The 15,254-nt window shown below is 57.8% G+C and carries 16 protein-coding genes; 8 read left to right on the plus strand and 8 right to left on the minus strand.

The window, feature by feature from the left end; translation table 11 throughout:
* Positions 1 to 18 precede the first annotated feature (18 nt).
* Genes ACVDG9_RS19685 through ACVDG9_RS19695 form a run of 3 tightly spaced genes read left to right on the plus strand, consistent with a single transcriptional unit; the run spans position 19 to position 3,345 of the window.
* Complete coding sequence (locus ACVDG9_RS19685) at positions 19 to 1,302, plus strand: cysteine desulfurase-like protein (protein WP_447238760.1); 1,284 nt, start codon at positions 19 to 21, stop codon at positions 1,300 to 1,302.
* Positions 1,299 to 2,726 (plus strand): dihydropyrimidinase, encoded by a 1,428-nt coding sequence (gene hydA, locus ACVDG9_RS19690; protein WP_062487553.1) that lies wholly within the window; start codon positions 1,299 to 1,301, stop codon positions 2,724 to 2,726. The genes ACVDG9_RS19685 and hydA overlap by 4 nt, the downstream gene beginning before the upstream one ends.
* A 31-nt stretch (positions 2,727 to 2,757) precedes the next feature.
* Positions 2,758 to 3,345 (plus strand): hypothetical protein, encoded by a 588-nt coding sequence (locus ACVDG9_RS19695; protein ID WP_168692318.1) that lies wholly within the window; start codon positions 2,758 to 2,760, stop codon positions 3,343 to 3,345.
* Positions 3,346 to 3,347: 2 nt separating this feature from the next.
* Here ACVDG9_RS19695 and ACVDG9_RS19700 read toward each other — a convergent pair whose 3' ends face one another.
* Together ACVDG9_RS19700 and ACVDG9_RS19705 are read right to left on the minus strand one after the other, a co-directional pair.
* Complete coding sequence (locus tag ACVDG9_RS19700) at positions 3,348 to 4,025, minus strand: SDR family NAD(P)-dependent oxidoreductase (RefSeq protein ID WP_447238761.1); 678 nt, start codon at positions 4,023 to 4,025, stop codon at positions 3,348 to 3,350.
* Positions 4,026 to 4,075: 50 nt separating this feature from the next.
* Positions 4,076 to 4,252, minus strand: coding sequence for a hypothetical protein (locus ACVDG9_RS19705; RefSeq protein WP_023003345.1), 177 nt, complete (start codon positions 4,250 to 4,252; stop codon positions 4,076 to 4,078).
* Between the two features lie 245 nt (positions 4,253 to 4,497).
* On the opposite strand from ACVDG9_RS19705, the gene ACVDG9_RS19710 reads away from it, so the two are divergent.
* From ACVDG9_RS19710 to ACVDG9_RS19725, 4 genes are all read left to right on the plus strand, one after another.
* Positions 4,498 to 5,811: an MATE family efflux transporter gene (locus ACVDG9_RS19710; RefSeq protein WP_139314104.1), complete on the plus strand. Its 1,314-nt coding sequence runs from the start codon at positions 4,498 to 4,500 to the stop codon at positions 5,809 to 5,811.
* A gap of 17 nt (positions 5,812 to 5,828) precedes the next feature.
* Positions 5,829 to 6,665, plus strand: coding sequence for a hypothetical protein (locus ACVDG9_RS19715; RefSeq protein WP_023003343.1), 837 nt, complete (start codon positions 5,829 to 5,831; stop codon positions 6,663 to 6,665).
* Positions 6,662 to 7,561, plus strand: coding sequence for a hypothetical protein (locus ACVDG9_RS19720; RefSeq protein ID WP_075282386.1), 900 nt, complete (start codon positions 6,662 to 6,664; stop codon positions 7,559 to 7,561). Before ACVDG9_RS19715 ends, ACVDG9_RS19720 begins: the two co-directional genes overlap by 4 nt.
* 150 nt (positions 7,562 to 7,711) lie before the next feature.
* Positions 7,712 to 7,945 (plus strand): hypothetical protein, encoded by a 234-nt coding sequence (locus ACVDG9_RS19725; RefSeq protein ID WP_062487543.1) that lies wholly within the window; start codon positions 7,712 to 7,714, stop codon positions 7,943 to 7,945.
* A gap of 145 nt (positions 7,946 to 8,090) precedes the next feature.
* On the opposite strand, the gene ACVDG9_RS19730 is transcribed toward ACVDG9_RS19725, so the two are convergent.
* From ACVDG9_RS19730 to ACVDG9_RS19745, 4 genes are all read right to left on the minus strand, one after another.
* Entirely contained in the window at positions 8,091 to 8,621 is a 531-nt protein-coding gene (locus ACVDG9_RS19730; RefSeq protein WP_447238762.1) for an ABZJ_00895 family protein, read from the minus strand.
* A gap of 196 nt (positions 8,622 to 8,817) precedes the next feature.
* Positions 8,818 to 9,207: a hypothetical protein gene (locus tag ACVDG9_RS19735; protein WP_370198641.1), complete on the minus strand. Its 390-nt coding sequence runs from the start codon at positions 9,205 to 9,207 to the stop codon at positions 8,818 to 8,820.
* A 244-nt stretch (positions 9,208 to 9,451) separates the two neighbouring features.
* Positions 9,452 to 10,666, minus strand: a complete 1,215-nt coding sequence (locus ACVDG9_RS19740) for a hypothetical protein (protein WP_139314102.1) — start codon at positions 10,664 to 10,666, stop codon at positions 9,452 to 9,454.
* 197 nt (positions 10,667 to 10,863) lie between these two features.
* Entirely contained in the window at positions 10,864 to 11,610 is a 747-nt protein-coding gene (locus ACVDG9_RS19745) for a metallophosphoesterase (protein WP_447238763.1), read from the minus strand.
* A gap of 343 nt (positions 11,611 to 11,953) precedes the next feature.
* Here ACVDG9_RS19745 and galE point away from each other — a divergent pair, with 343 nt between their 5' ends.
* Positions 11,954 to 12,982 (plus strand): UDP-glucose 4-epimerase GalE, encoded by a 1,029-nt coding sequence (gene galE / locus ACVDG9_RS19750; protein ID WP_023003336.1) that lies wholly within the window; start codon positions 11,954 to 11,956, stop codon positions 12,980 to 12,982.
* Positions 12,983 to 13,057: 75 nt separating this feature from the next.
* On the opposite strand, the gene ACVDG9_RS19755 is transcribed toward galE, so the two are convergent.
* Complete coding sequence (locus ACVDG9_RS19755; RefSeq protein WP_031270450.1) at positions 13,058 to 13,867, minus strand: glycoside hydrolase family 16 protein; 810 nt, start codon at positions 13,865 to 13,867, stop codon at positions 13,058 to 13,060.
* A 15-nt stretch (positions 13,868 to 13,882) separates the two neighbouring features.
* Positions 13,883 to 15,226, minus strand: coding sequence for a polysaccharide pyruvyl transferase family protein (locus ACVDG9_RS19760; RefSeq protein ID WP_023003334.1), 1,344 nt, complete (start codon positions 15,224 to 15,226; stop codon positions 13,883 to 13,885).
* Positions 15,227 to 15,254 lie beyond the last annotated feature (28 nt).

Genomic DNA, 15,254 nt, shown 5'->3' on the forward strand with positions numbered 1-15,254 from the left:
CCTTTGCTGGAGCCAACCATGCCAAACAATGCACAACTGGACATCGCCTGGGTCCGGGATCAATTTCCGGGACTGAAATCGGACTGGGTCTTTTTCGACAATGCCGGCGGATCGCAGATCCTCAACCAGGCAGTCGAGCGGATCAAACAGTTCCTGCTCGAAAAAAACGTTCAGATCGGCGGTAGCTATGAAGTTTCGAAGGCCGCCGCGGCAGCCCTCCTGGAAGCGCGCAAGGCCGGTCAGCTTCTGGTCAACGCCTCCCGTCCCGAAGAGATCGTCTTCGGCCATTCCACCACCGTGCTGATGCAGAACCTTGTCGAATCCATGCGCCGCCAATTGGCGCCGGGGGACGAGGTGATCGTGAGCAACGCGGACCATGAATCCAATATCGGCCCCTGGCTGCGGCTGGAGGAATTCGGCATCAAGGTGATCTTCTGGCAGCTCGACAAGGACAGCCTGACCCTGCACCTGGATGATCTCGGCAAACTGATGAACGAACGCACCAGGCTCGTTGCGGTTCACCACGTCTCCAACATCCTGGGTGAAGTCAATCCCGTTCGCGAAATCGCCGATTATGTGCATCACAGAGGTGCCAGACTATGCGTCGACGCGGTTGCCTATGCGCCGCACCGGGCGATCGACGTGCAGGAACTGAACGTCGATTACTACATCTTCAGCCTGTACAAGACCTTCGGCCCGCACATCGCGATGATGTACGGCAAATACGACCACCTTCTGGAGCTGGACACGCTCTACCACTATTTTTACGGCAAGGACAAAGTCCCGGGAAAACTGGAAGCAGGCAATCCGAATTATGAACTTGCCTATTCACTGACAGCCATCACAGCCTATCTGCAGGAACTCGGGAAACGATGCGGAGCCCCTGCCTCGTCCGAGCCGCGCGCCCTGATCGAGACCGCCTTTTCTGCCATCGCGGCGCAAGAGATTGCCTTGACCCAGCGCTTTCTCGACTGGGCGAAGCAACACCCGGACATCACGATTGTGGGGCGTGACACGGTTGGAAACGGCAACAGGATCGCAACCATCAGCTTCACGGCAAAAGGCTGGGCGCCGGAGGCACTGTGCCGAAAGATCGACGAATACCATGTTGCGATCCGCCATGGTGATTTCCATTCCCGGCGCCTGATCGAAGACCTCGGGCTGGCCGAAGCCGGAGGCGTCGTGCGCCTGTCCATGGTCCATTACAACACGCTTGAAGAAGTCGATCGCCTGACCAACGCCCTGGATGAAACCCTCGATCAAAAAGCGTCCGGAACAGCACCTGTGAAAGCATCGGCATGACGGCACCCTCCTTCGACACAGTGGTGCGCGGTGGCACCATCGTCACCGCTGCCGATGTCTATCAGGCAGACATCGGCATTACGGATGGCAAGATCGTGGCAATCGGGCGTGATCTGCAGGAAGCGGCCACGACCATCGACGCGACCGGCTTGCTCGTGATGCCGGGCGGCATTGACAGTCACGTCCATATCGCGCAGCCGTCAGGCGAAGGCATTGTCATGGCGGACGATTTCGAAAGCGGAACAAGGTCGGCGCTTCTTGGCGGGAACACGACGGTAATGCCTTTCTGCCTTCAGCAGAAAGGCGACACCCTGCGCGAGGCGTTGAAGGGATATCATGCCCTCGCAGAGGGCAACTGTTTCACCGACATCAGTTTTCACATGATCGTCTCCGACCCGACGCCCCATGTGCTTGGCCAGGAAATGCCGGCACTTGCGGAAGAAGGCTATACGTCGATCAAGGTGTTCATGACCTACGAAGGCCTGCGCCTGCGCGACGACGAAATCCTGGCCACGCTGGACGCGGCCAAACGCTCCAGACAGGTCGTGCTGGTTCATTGCGAAAACGAAGATGCCATTCGCTATCTGATCGGACGGCGTGAGGCAGATGGCGATACCGCCCCGTACCACCACGCCACGTCTCGCCCGATCGCGGCAGAGCGAGAGGCAACACACCGGGCCCTGTCGCTGGCCGAAATCGTCGATACCCCGATCGTCATCGTCCATGTTTCGAACCGCGAAGCGATGGAGGAAATCTCGCGTGCAAGGCTGAGAGGCCAGAAGATCGCCGGTGAAACCTGCCCGCAATACCTCGTTCTGACGGCAGACGATCTGGATCTTGAGGATTTCGAGGGTGCGAAGTTCGTCTGCTCGCCTCCTCCCAGAGACAAGGAAAGTCAGGACGCCTGCTGGTCCGGTCTGGAAAACGGCGTGTTCGACCTTTACTCTTCCGACCACTGCCCGTTCCGGTTTGACGACCCCGGCGGCAAGAAGACCGAGAAGGGAATGCAGTCCTTCAGATGGATCCCGAACGGCATTCCGGGCGTTGCGACCAGACTGCCGATATTGTTCTCCGAAGGCGTCAAGACCGGCCGGATCGACCTCAACCGCTTCGTTGCGCTGACGTCCACCAATCACGCCAAGCTGTATGGTCTCTATCCGCAGAAAGGCACCATCGCGGTCGGTTCGGATGCCGATCTGACCCTGTGGGATCCGGAACTCAGGAAAACCATCACCAACGACGACCTCGGCCATGGCGCCGACTACACGCCTTACGAAGGCATGGAGGTGACCGGATGGCCCGTGAAGGTTCTTCTGCGCGGCGACTTGGTGATGGAAAAAGGTGTGCCCGTTCTTGGCAAGGGCCGGGGCAGATATCTTCCCCGTAAACGAAGCAATCTGATCAACGGCGAAACCAGCCTGTAAGTCCTGCCCGGCATCATCCGGCGTGTCGCTGTTGGCGGCTGATGATGCCGGGCCACAAACCGGAAAAAGAAACGCAGACCATTTCACCCGGGCAGGGATCTGGATTGACACCGACGGTCAGGTCGGCGAGGATTTTCAGATGATCCGAATGTCTGCTTTAGCCTCCCGGCTAAAAAGGCGGCTCCTGCCTGTCGACAGGCCGCCTGATCAGTTAGTGGGTGATCCGGACGCCCCGTATATTTTCCGCTGGCGCTTGTGGCCGAAGAACCCGCTCATCAACGCGTATTTACACAATGTCGTACGGGCTGACGACGAGGCAGCCCTGCACGACCACCCCTGGCCGAGCGTGTCGATCATGCTGGCCGGCACGATCGATGAGACTTTCGCTGCCCGTAAAGGCGAGAAGGTGCGCAAACTGCGTGCCGGAGATGTCGTACTCCGTAAATCCCGCTTCGCGCACCGTCTGTCTCCCGTCCTCACCGAACCGGCCTGGACCCTCTTCATCACGGGGCCGCGCGTGAGGGAATGGGGCTTTCATTGTGCCCAGGGCTGGCGAGACTGGAAGACATTCGTCGAGGCCAGAAAAGGTGGCAAATACAACGGCTGCGACGATCCATAGGATTATTCGGAAGGCGTCTCGTCCAGAATGACATCGGTGCCGGCGCAACCGGCTGCCCGCTGCAGGATCAGCTCATGAATGCATTGGGCAACATGTGCGGGTGGAAGCCCGGCGCCCCCGGGCTGAAGCTGCAATTGGCCCGGTATGACGGTGTGCAGGGCAATACCCAGCCCCTCCACCTCTGGCCGCAGGGCCTGGCCGAACGCGATCATTCCCGCCTTGGCTGCGCTGTAGACAACGGCTTCAGTAACGGGTCGAAGACCGGCGGTAGACGCGATCTGCACGACGACGGCGTTACTTGAAAGCTTCAACGCCGGAATGGCGGCGTGGGTAAGAAGGATGGCGGACTGAAGACTGGTTTCCAGCACGCGCAGCAGCAGCTCCCGGGAAGACGGTGCGAAGGGCTGGAACCCATATGCAGCCGCACCATGGATCAGGACGTCGAGCCCGCCCATTGCAGTTGCCGCCTGCTGGACAACAGTTTCGGGTGTGGTTTTTGAAGAGAGATTTGCTTCGATGATGTGGGCGGTTCCGCCCCTGGCGTGTATCTCATCCGACAATTGCCGAAGAAACTCCGCACTGCGCCCGACCAGGGCAAACTCGAATTCCGGGCTGGCAAGGCGTTCGATCAACGCTCGCCCAACCCGACCACTTGCGCCTGTCAGCAAAATCCGTGACATGCGTTTATCGGTACTGATTCAACCGGGAAGCCAAAACGACAGACCCGGTATCAGCGACCTGTGGTTTTATCCTCGTCGCAGCCAAATCCGACCACACGACCTGCTTCTTGCCCCGTCAACTGGCGCGGCGTGGAGCCGGCAAGTGCAACGGTTTCCGACGGATCAACAAACTCGATGTCGGCTTCAACTTCGGTATTGCGCTCGATATTTGCTTTCGCTTCAGACATATCTAGTGCTCCTTGTTTGCAATTTGCAGTTTCAATCCTGCACTCATACCTACTAGATTGTCCAGAGCGAACTCGCGATGTGGTGAATTTTCTAAAAGCGACTTCAGCTGTCAGACGGCGATAGACTGATAAATTCCAACCGGAAACGATCAACAGGAAGACTGCGTGTCGAAGGCAACTGACGGGCTCGAATTTCAACGGAAGCGGCACGTTTTCGCGTGGATGCCGATATCGCGGGTCTCTGCATGACATCGAGACCAGTGCAATTGGCCGTGATCAGCATAGCCGGCTACGGGCTGGCTCTCCTGACGAACCTGCTTCTGTCCAACATGCTCGGGACAGAGCTCTTCGGAGACTATCAGGTTGCATTCGCCCTCTTGTCCCTGCTGGCCTCCCTGTCACTGTCCGGAACGGATATGGTGGCTTCGCGCTACCTGCCCACCATGCGCAAAACGGTGAACCTAGAGGGTATTCGGGCTTACTGTGCCTGGAACCGCAGCCGGATACGCTTCGGCTTTTCAATCATCCTGGCAGTCTATGCAGTGTTTCTGGCAATCGCACTTGCCACACACCTGGCCGATTACAAGCGCTTCGAAGAGTACCATCTGGCTTTTCACAGTATCTGGATTGCCCCGATTGCCGCACTATCGCTTCTGACCGACCGATATCTCGTCGCCAGCGGGTACCCGCGAACCGGAAGCATCCTGGGCTCGCTGGCCCTTCATCTTGTGCTGCTTTTCTGTGTCGCCGCGGCAGTGTACGGGCTGCGGCTGTCGGTCTCGAGCAGCAGCGTCATGATCGGTATCCTCGTGGTATCGTTTGTGTTCCTGGGGCTCCTGCATGCCGTCATCTTTCGGACCGTTGAGCCCGAGATTTACGGTGCATGGTGGACACCGGCGCGGGGCGCATCCGCCGAACACCACAGGGCCTGGTCACGGACCAGCAATCGAATGCTGATCATGCGGGTCAATTCACTGATGTTGTGGCACCTCGACCTGTTCATCGTCGAAATCGCCTCGCCGAACGAAGCCGCCACAAGTTTATATGCGGCAGTCCTGCTGGTGGTTCGCATCATGCAGCTTATCCCGACCACCATATCCTTCATGATCCGCCCGTTGTGCGGCGCTGCCGCCGACGACCGGTCGCAATGTCCCAAATTGCAAAAGGCAATCAACGAATCGAATGCCGTCGTCCTGGGGATCTGCTCACTGCTCCTGGCCGGGATGCTAATCGGTGGACATTTCATTCTGAATGCCTTTGGCCCCGGGTTCTCCGAAGCAACGACTGCACTCGCGATGGTTGCTGTCGGAGCCTTCATTGAAGCCTTGACGCGGCAGTCCCTCGTGATCCTGCAGACCATGGGTCACGAACAGGTCGCGACCCGCATCTCGACAGTCAGTCTCGTTATCGTGCTCGGGGGCGGGTTCATCGCCACCTACCTCTTTTCATACAACGGCATGGCCGCCGTGACCGGTTTGGTCTTGGCGGGCAAGGGTTTGATATCCTATGCTTTTGCTCGAAGGCGGCTTCCGGAGATCCGTCCTCTGAGCGTCATTTGAAACAACGCGGAGGTGTGATGATGAAGACAGACAATCCATATCAACACTTGATCGAGGCCCTTACCCCACCTTCTGGCGAAATAGATTCATTCATCGAATTGGGCAGCATTCTGCGGTCACTCGATCCGCAACGCATAAACGGCCTGTTGCTGGATCTGCTGCACGTTGTGCGCGAACGCGGCAGCTTGCCGGCACAGCGGGAAGGCAACGTCTACCTGTGCCGGACCGATCAGTTCAGCCTGATGCTGCGCTTCAGTGGACAAGGTGGCCGGCAACCGGTCTACACCGCAAACGAGTTTGACGCCTTCGTGTTGAACCTGTCACCAAATGACGTGCACATACCGCGGCTGGAGTGCGGGCTGGATCGCAACAACCTTCATCAACGCCCGCCCAGCCTCAAGCGCCAGGACAGCGACCTCGTGCTGAAGGCACATGACGTCTATGACGCCCCGGCGTTCGGCGACATCATCGACATTGCCGCCGCCACGCCGATCGCGCCGTTGTTGATCGTGCATTCCCCGCCACGGGCCCACAGCACCTGGACCTTCGACCGCGAGACACTGGAGCCACTGCAGCAGGTCAGCACCGATCTGCATGCCTCGCGCATGCAGATGGTTCTCCAACTGCTTCAGGCCATGCAACAGATCGATGGACTTGAAGAACCGCTGGCCAAAATGGTGCATTCGAACATGGCAGGTTTTGCACGCTGGGATGCCTTGAAGCTGCTTCATCGCTGTGCGCCACAGCAGGCTCTCACCGCTTTGCACCAAATGGCGCACAGTGACCGCGATGCGTCGCTTCGCGAAGCGGCGCGAGCAACCCTTGCAAGAACGATGGACGGGGATGCGGCATGACCGAGACATATTTTCCCGAAGGGAACGAGACCCTGACGCTTGATCAGTTCGTTGAAAGGCTGGAGGCATCCGGCATCGTTCCGGATCTTCGCGCCTCCCGCTACACTCCGGAAGCAATGTCGCGCGTTGCCGAATGGATGGCTGCATTGGCACGCGATCCAGATGTGCTGCGCGGTCTGCTTGTCGATGGTCTGGCGGATTTTCTGAACTACCAGGTCGACAACGATTTCAAACCGTCAACCTTGATGCTGCACAAGGGCGACGGATATTCCCTGCGTGCCGTCCTGTGGATGCCGCCAAGCCCTCAACATCCCCCCGAAATCTTTTCCTATTACGAAACCCATGATCACAGCTTCGATTTCTTCACGGTCGGCGCTTTCGGTCCGGGGTACCGCACCCAGTTGTACGACTACGAATACGAGAACGTGCGCGGCGTCCCGGGAGAACTTGTTCCCTTGAGGTTTCAGGAGGAAACCGGGCTGCCACCAGGCAAGGTGATGTACTATTACGGCAGCCGCGATATTCACACGCAGCTCCCGGCGCCCTCGATCTCCGCGTCGATCAACCTGCTCCTGCCCAAGACCTATCCGGCACACCGCCGGCAATACGAGATGACCCTGGAAGAAACGCCGGAAGGCGTCTTCGGCAAGCTTATCGCCGGGAATGTCGATCGACAGGCGCAGGAGCGCGCGTTGTTCGAAACAGCAGCGGCTATGGGGGATACCGATCTTCATGAGGCCTTGCGCGACATTGCAAGACATCATGACACGCCGCAGGTGCGGGCACTGGCCTGGCAATCCCTGTTGCCCAACAGCAAGCATCTCGCCGAGGATGTCGGCCTGGTCCGCGACGATGGAGACCCCCATGTTCGCGCCGCCCTTTCGCAGTGGGTGTAGAGCGCTGAGATTTACCAGCCTGGCAAAGTGGTGCCTGCGCCGCTTTGCCAGCGACCATCCGAAGCCGTGCAGGTTGGGAAGGATCAACTCCCTTTGGAACAGGTCGGAAAGTGTGGTAATCGCCAGCTAAACAACATCGGGAATGCACCATTGAGCGAACTGACCGTAGCGGAAGCAACGAACCGCGTTTATGAATCCCTGCAGGCTGACAACGAAGATATCGACCTGCATATCGCAGCTCTCAAGGAAGCGTTGAAACGCGAGGGCCAGAAGGAAGCCGTCTTTGATCCGGCAAAGCTCGTCCAGAACAACCGCTCCGGACGCAAGCTTTTGCAGGCCTACTTTCGCCAGCGCGGCGTGAAGGTCACCTTCGCGGCTTCCTGACACGAAGCTGCCATAGGCCTCCTGCCTCACTGAACCCTGTATCGATGCTCCGGACGTCCGACCGGGTAATCTCCACTGGAGCCGCCGCCTTGGTTTTCACCTGAAGGCGGCGGCGCCCTGCGAAGTCTCCAGACAGGTTTCCACCTCACTCGAAAACAGTACTGCTCTGTTCCTGTTTTCTCAGGTGGGCTTTTTCTGCATGTCGAGCACCGCTCGTAAACATGTACCGTTTCGCAACCAGGGAAATCGCGAACACAAAGATCAACAGCGGCACCACAATGACCATGAGGGAGCCAAGCCCGTTCGCAAGTTCGCCTTGCGAAAGAAGAAACCATACGAACACCCCGGTAATAGCTACCGAAATGGCCAGTTCAACAAGCGTCATCTGAAAAGCGGCCCGCCAGGCGAAACCGCTGTCGGGGATGATTTCGTACTTTTTGTAAAAGTGTCGCCCTGCGTCGCTTGAAGCGCCGAGTACGGCACCAATCTGGTTCACCGAACCGCTCACGCTGAAGCCGGTTAGAGTTTCCAGAATGACACTGAAGATAGCCAGGGCGATCAACAGCCCTGTGAACACCAACGCAAATCTCACCAATCCAACACTTTTCTGCACAATAGCCCCCAGGACTTGAAAACACTTTTTTGATAGCGCCGGGACAGACAAGGCATGCCCCATGCGGTCCCGCCCCGGCATTCCATAGTGGAGAATTCCGGCGACGGCCGTCCGGCTTATAGAAGCTAAATCTTAAGTTGTAATTTCCAGAACCACTTGCATTGACGACAAATGCGTATCCGGTGCTGCATCTTGGGGAGTGTCTCCAACAAGGCACAAGTACCTGCCTGAAGTCTGGACCACGTCATCAACACGACACTTAACTTGGAAAGACGCAGTTTCTTGCTTCTTCGGCTATCGCGTGACGAACCTTTTGCTCGATCTGCTTGCGCTCCGGACCCTTGATACCTTGCTCATCCAGAAACATTGAAAGGATGCCAGTGGCCCTGTTTGCCAGGAAGTCAGCTCTTTCCTGGCTACCATCAATCGTTGTATCGAAAACAGAAAGCGCTGCATCCATTGCCGCAGCTTCACGGTCCAAGGGCCTGGACACAGTCGTTGCCGGGGTGACATCTGAATTTGTTGTAGAACCGTTTCCAAGTTCGCCAAAGCGCCTTGCTATTTCTGCATCGAATGCCGCCCAGGTTGCTTCCCGTTCGGCCGGTGTCATTCGATTTTCCGCTTCGGCCCGCGCAAGCAGGTCAACCATGTCCCGCCGCACCTGAACCAGCCCGAATGTTGGCCGGACTGCTTCATCGAAATCCGCAAGGCCCTTTTCCAGCCAAGCCGCTGCATCGAACGGATCACCGGTTTCGGGATCCCTGGCTTTGGCGGAATGCATTTTTTTCCAGAAGCCCAGCAGCCCAGTCATCAAGCAGCCCCATCCATCAACGCCTCAGGAGGTTCAAGTCCGATCTTTTGGTTCCGGATATTCCTGACTTTTCGAAGATATTTCAAAGTCCGGGGAACCTCTCCCAAACATCGAGCAGACCCATGCGTTTTCCCTCGTCGACAAGAGTGCCTGCAGCGGCGAGCTGGCCGTCAGGCATCCGCAGAAGATCATGATAGACGAGGTTGGCGCCCCCAAAGTGGGCAATAGGTTCGAGCTTGTGATTCAGGAATATGACGTAACCCGCGTCGACCCCGTCGCTTGTGTCGCGAAAGGCCACGGAGACCGCGATCGTGCATTTTACCGGATCGAGAGAGTTCGTCCGTTCCTTGCAACTTCCCTCCATGTCCATCAGGTAGCTCGAGCCGCCTTTGGCGCTCACGAACGCCCGGCTGGTAGTTGGACTGGTTACAACAGCATCGTTTCCAGCTTCCTTGGCACGCCGGACATGCACACCGTAAAAGTTCTTCAGTGGCCAGAGACCGTACACGTTGCTGACGGCATCTATCAGACGGGCACGACTGACCGGCCCGCTATCTCCCTCTCGCCTCCAACGCCCGTTCGGGTCTTCCAACTTGGGCGAAAAGATGCTTGCTTGACCGCGCTTGAGAATGTCCCCTCCCTCGACCATTGAGAAATGGGTGGCGGTGTGATCGCCCAGAACAGCGAAGAAGACCTCCCTTCCGCTGACTTGACCGATGGAGACGCTGTCCAGACGTGCGCCTAGTGTTGTTTGCAGCGTGGAAACCCGGCCGTTCTTGACCACGTGCAAGAGCACACCACCGTCATTGGGGGCTTTGGCAACAGTGACCGAAAAACCGCCGGCACTGTCTCCGGCAACTGGCTCCGGACTTGCCTTGGTTCTTTCGCTCGTCAGTAGTTTGCGCTTTTTGTCCAGGTCGAAAAAGTCAATCGGTCCGAATGCTCCGGTAAAGACAGAGTTTCCTTGTTCTGCAGGCCCGGTAATGCCGCGATACTCCCTGTCCTGAGGACGGCCGACTTCTACGATGTTCGTGGTGCGGTTGGTGCTGGGATTAACGATCGTGACGTAGCGGCTCGTGTCACTGTTGCCCAGCATCGATAAGGAGCTAGAGCCTACTGAATTGAGGCCATAGAGCGTATGAATACCCTGGCGGAGATCACCATTTATCCGTTTCGAAGGCAGGAGCCTTTGCGACTTCGCCCATTCGAGAGCAGTGGAAGGTGCTTGTTGCGCAAAGGCATTGGAACCAAACAAAATAAATGCGGCCGCAAAGGCGCCGGATATTCCAATCTTCATGTACTCTCCCACACTTGGTGCAGGCAGAGTCAAGATTGAACCTGACGCTTCGTCAAGTAGCTTTTCCTCAGGAATGGGAGTGGAACGGCAGGAACCTGCTTGCAGTGCCGTTCACTGCTAATCACCAGGCTTACAACACAGATTTTGGGTGAGATGCCAAACGTGTAATCCTGGTGGCAGCGGTTCACGCAGGTCAACTAGCAGGGCACCGACACGAACGTCCGGCGACCGTTGCCGTCAACGACCAGGGCGGTCAAGGCACCGCCATGAACTGCTCCCGTATCGATACCTGTAGCAAACGGAAACATAGCCGGCCCTTGCATGAAGGGATTGTGGCCAAAAATGACGTGGCCGAAACGACCATCATAACTGTCTGCCCAGAATGGATCACCAGCCGTTTCATGCCCTTGAACCAGGAAAGCACCGGTGTCGGCGCTGACAAACCGCGTACGCAGTATCTTGCGAAAGCTGCGACGGCCCTTGCCTTTCAGCTCAAGCGCTTCGTCCAGACTGGTTGGAAACGCAAGCATGTCTCCGGGAATACCGCCATGAACGGCAAGAATGTCATGCGCGTCCAACCGAAAAAACGGCACAGCGCTTTCAAGAAAGGCGACATCTTCCGGGGCGAGCTGAGCATTCAGGGACGCCAGTTCGCCGTTTCCAGCTTCCTGCTCCGCAGCAACCGTGGGGCGGACAGCCAGATTGACACGATAGCGCGCATGCAGATCTTCATGATTGCCCTCGATGAGAACGGTTTCGAAGGCTGCCTCATCCTTCATTTGGCGGACCATGCGCACAACGCCGGCAGCATCGGGGCCCTTGTCCACCAGATCACCCAGAAAGACGACCCTGTCGCCGGCATCGGGAGCAAGCTTTTCAATAAGCACAGCCAGAGCTTCACTCATTCCATGAATATCGCCAATGAAGATGTGCCTGTTTGCCATGGTCTGACAGGTATAAAACGGCGCGTTTCATTTCAATACCTTGGCTGTACCCCGCTCCTGCCGGACCACCGTGTGGTACACATCCGGCAGCTCCAGGTGCGTCGATTGTCCGATCATACGGTCGGACGCACGCCTGGAACGCCATCTGTCCGAGCACGTTCAGATCAATTGGACGGAAACACTTCAAAACGCCACGAAAATATGTTCATTTTGCCTCGATCTTGAAGCCTTATTTCAGCCCAACAAATACTGATGAATGCATGACATCGAACAACAATAATCGTTTGATATTCAGGGCTGAATTTCCTTTCCGTTTTCTCCGTCGAAGCCAAAAGAGGTTTGGATGACTGTACTCATTACCGGCGGTGCCGGTTATATCGGCTCGCATTGCTGCGTGGCTTTTCTTCAGGCCGGGCACGACATCGTTGTCGTGGACAACATGTCCAACGCGAGCCAGGTCAGTCTCGAGCGGGTAGCGGCCATCACCGGCGCGAAGGTATCTCTGGAAACAGCCGATATCCGGGATCAGTCGCGGATGGAGGAAATCCTCAAGCAGTACCGCTGTACGGCGGTGGTGCATTTTGCCGGCCTGAAAGCGGTCGGTGAATCCACCAAGATCCCCCTCGCCTATTACGACAACAACGTCGTGGGAACTCATCGCCTGCTGTCGGCGATGGCCAATTGCGGCGTGAAGCAAATGATCTTCTCGTCCTCGGCGACCGTTTACGGCGACCCGCAATTCCTGCCCCTGACCGAAGATCACCCGACGAGCGCCGTCAATCCCTACGGCCGCACCAAGCTGATGATCGAGGAAATGCTACGCGATGTCGCCGCCAGCGACCCCTCCTGGCGCTTCGGCATCCTGCGCTATTTCAACCCGGTCGGTGCGCATGAAAGCGGGCTGGTGGGCGAAGATCCGCAAGGCATCCCGAACAATCTCATGCCGTTCATCACCCAGGTCGCGGACGGTCGCCGGGAGGAGCTTTCGGTCTTCGGCAACGACTACGACACGCCGGACGGGACCGGCATCCGCGACTACATCCACGTCATCGATCTGGTTGAAGGCCATCTGAGGGCACATGAAGTGCTCGGATCAGGCTCCGCCCCGTCCAATTGTTTTGCGGTCAACCTTGGCACCGGCAACGGCTACAGCGTGCTGGAGATGGTCAAGGCATTCGAGCGGGCCTCCAACAGACAGATCCGCTACTCCATCGCTCCCCGCCGGGAAGGCGATGTGGCACAGTGTTTCGCAAACACGGAATTTGCGGAAAAACTGCTCAACTGGAAGGCCGAGCGCGGCCTTGAGGACATGTGCCGCGACACCTGGAACTGGGTCTGCAAGAACCCGCGCGGCTACGAAACCGTCGCCTGACCAGGACTGACGCCTGACATGTTTGAGCCGGCAAGCGGACTTGCCGGCTTAATTCATTGGCGGAGCCAATCGTTTCTAGGCTGAAGTGTTCTGAAACACTCTCACGGTGCGGATGCTGGTTGCAGCTCCGGCAACGTCGCCATCGTTCTTGCCGGCAAAGGGCGCGACCGCATTGCTGAGAAGCAGCAGCGCTGGCGTGTGAGCAAAATCGTTGGGTGCGTCAAAGACCTCCATGTCATCGACGTAGAAACGAAATCCCTGCCGGGTCCAGAGCATCGCATAGCGGTGAAAGGTGTCGTCCAGCCGAATATGCGCCCGGTAACTTGCGGCAAGCACCTTCTTTTCCGGGCGCCACCGGCGGGCTGAGACCTGAACGATGTTCGGATATTTGACTTCGGCCACATCCAGTTCGAAATGTGTGTCGCCCTCCGTCTCGCGATCGGATATCAGCCAGAAGGCATTGTTGACACCGGCCTCGCGCGCGATGCGCATCTCACACTCGAAATAGCCGTAAGTCTGGCGGAAGGTCCGGGTCCGAACGTAGCCTCCCGTGAAAGGCCGTTTCGGATCGGCCTGATGGCCGAGTTTGAGGTCGAGTTCGCCTTCCCGCATCACCACGTTTTTCGGGTAGCGCATGGTCGGATGACCGTCCCCTCCGATGCGCATGCGGTCCCAGGTTTGCTGAAACCGGTTAAGGTCGTCGAAATCATCCTGGAAGGTCAACTGCCAGTCGCCGTCCATCCGCTGCAGAGGGGCAGGCAGGTCGTTCGAGGTCAGAGCCAGCAAGCTGCGGGGCGACGCAAGAAGCGCCGCACCCGCCATGCCACCGGCTGCCGCGCCGGTCAGAAACCGGCGACGGCTCAGCACAGGTCCGGGTCGTGTCATGATCCCGCGAACCGGTCAGCTCGCCAGTTTCGCGCCGGCGTCCGGCGATGTCTTCTCGCGAAGCTTCAGTTCCAGGTTCCACGCGCGGCTGCGCAGGGTCTCGATCTCGCTGGTCATGAAATCGACCTCGCCCCGGAACCAGTCGGTTACTTCCTCGGTCGTCTGGTCGATCTTCACAAGGTTCGGCTTGACCAGCGGCTGCTCAGGCGGCGAGGCCACCGGTTTTGCGAGCACGTGGTTGAGGCCGTTCTCGGTGAGGAAGCGATGGTACTCGGCATAATTCAGCCGGTAGACATGCTGAACCTTGGAGAAGTCGGCGCTCTCGAAGATCTTTTCCAGGTTGATCGGCATGTAGTCTTCGATCTCGACGGAAGGGATCGCGAACAGCGTCGACAATTCGCGAATGCGGGAATCGTAGGTGAAGAATACGGCGGGAATGCCCTGGTGCAGGCCGATGACGTTGCCGTGGAGGCGGAAGCCGACCAGAACGTCGACATTGTCCCGCGCATCTGCCGCCCATTCATCAACGTCGAAGAATGCCTGCATCCGCTCGCTCATCAGCGCCTCGACATCCTTGTCGCCCTCCAGATTGTACTTTCCGAGGATCGAACGGATATGCTTCTGCTTGGCTTCGCCGGTCTCGAAGATTGCCAGCGTTTCCTCGCGCTCGCCCTGGGAATAGAGACGATTGGCCGGCCGCTTGGCCACAGCCTCGATGAGCGCCCGTTGCATGCGGTTGGTCTTGGTGGCGTTGGACGCATAGTCGGCGGAAAGATACTTGTTCAGCGTCAGGCCGACACGAGCGTTGGCCGGATCCAGCGGCTTGATCTCGATGGACGGCCTCAGATTGCGGTAGAAGCTCGGGCAGCCGATGATCCGGATGTTCTTGATGCCGATGTCGTTGAAGACCTCGGCGCTGTAGACACCGCGTACGCCGATCGTTTCGCATTTGTCGGCGATGATCTTCCACGCCTCGATGCTGCCTTTCGGCATTTCCAGCTTCTTGTATTTCGCCGCCTGGGCGCCGACACCCACCGGGACGATCGGTCCCTTGAGCTTCTTCAGGAGCGGAATGACATTGCCGATATCGACCGTCTCTGTGAGGTAGTTGGATCCGCGAATGACGGTGGCGTCATAATCGTCGGTCGGCCAGAGTTTCTCGTCGGCCGCATGGGCGAACTGCACGTTGGTGATCTGGTCGTAGGCAAGTGCCTTCAACATCGCGTCATAGACGAGAACGTCGCCCGTGTTGATCCCGCCGCGTGCAAAGGTCGACAGGGGGTCATCGATTTTCAGAAATGCCGACTTGTTGCCCGGCTTGACGGCAGCGCCGCCGTTGAGAACGAAGAGCTTCTTCATGTGAACTGCACCTTTCAAAAATGTGGGC

It is taken from the genome of Roseibium sp. RP-7 (genome assembly GCF_053005225.1).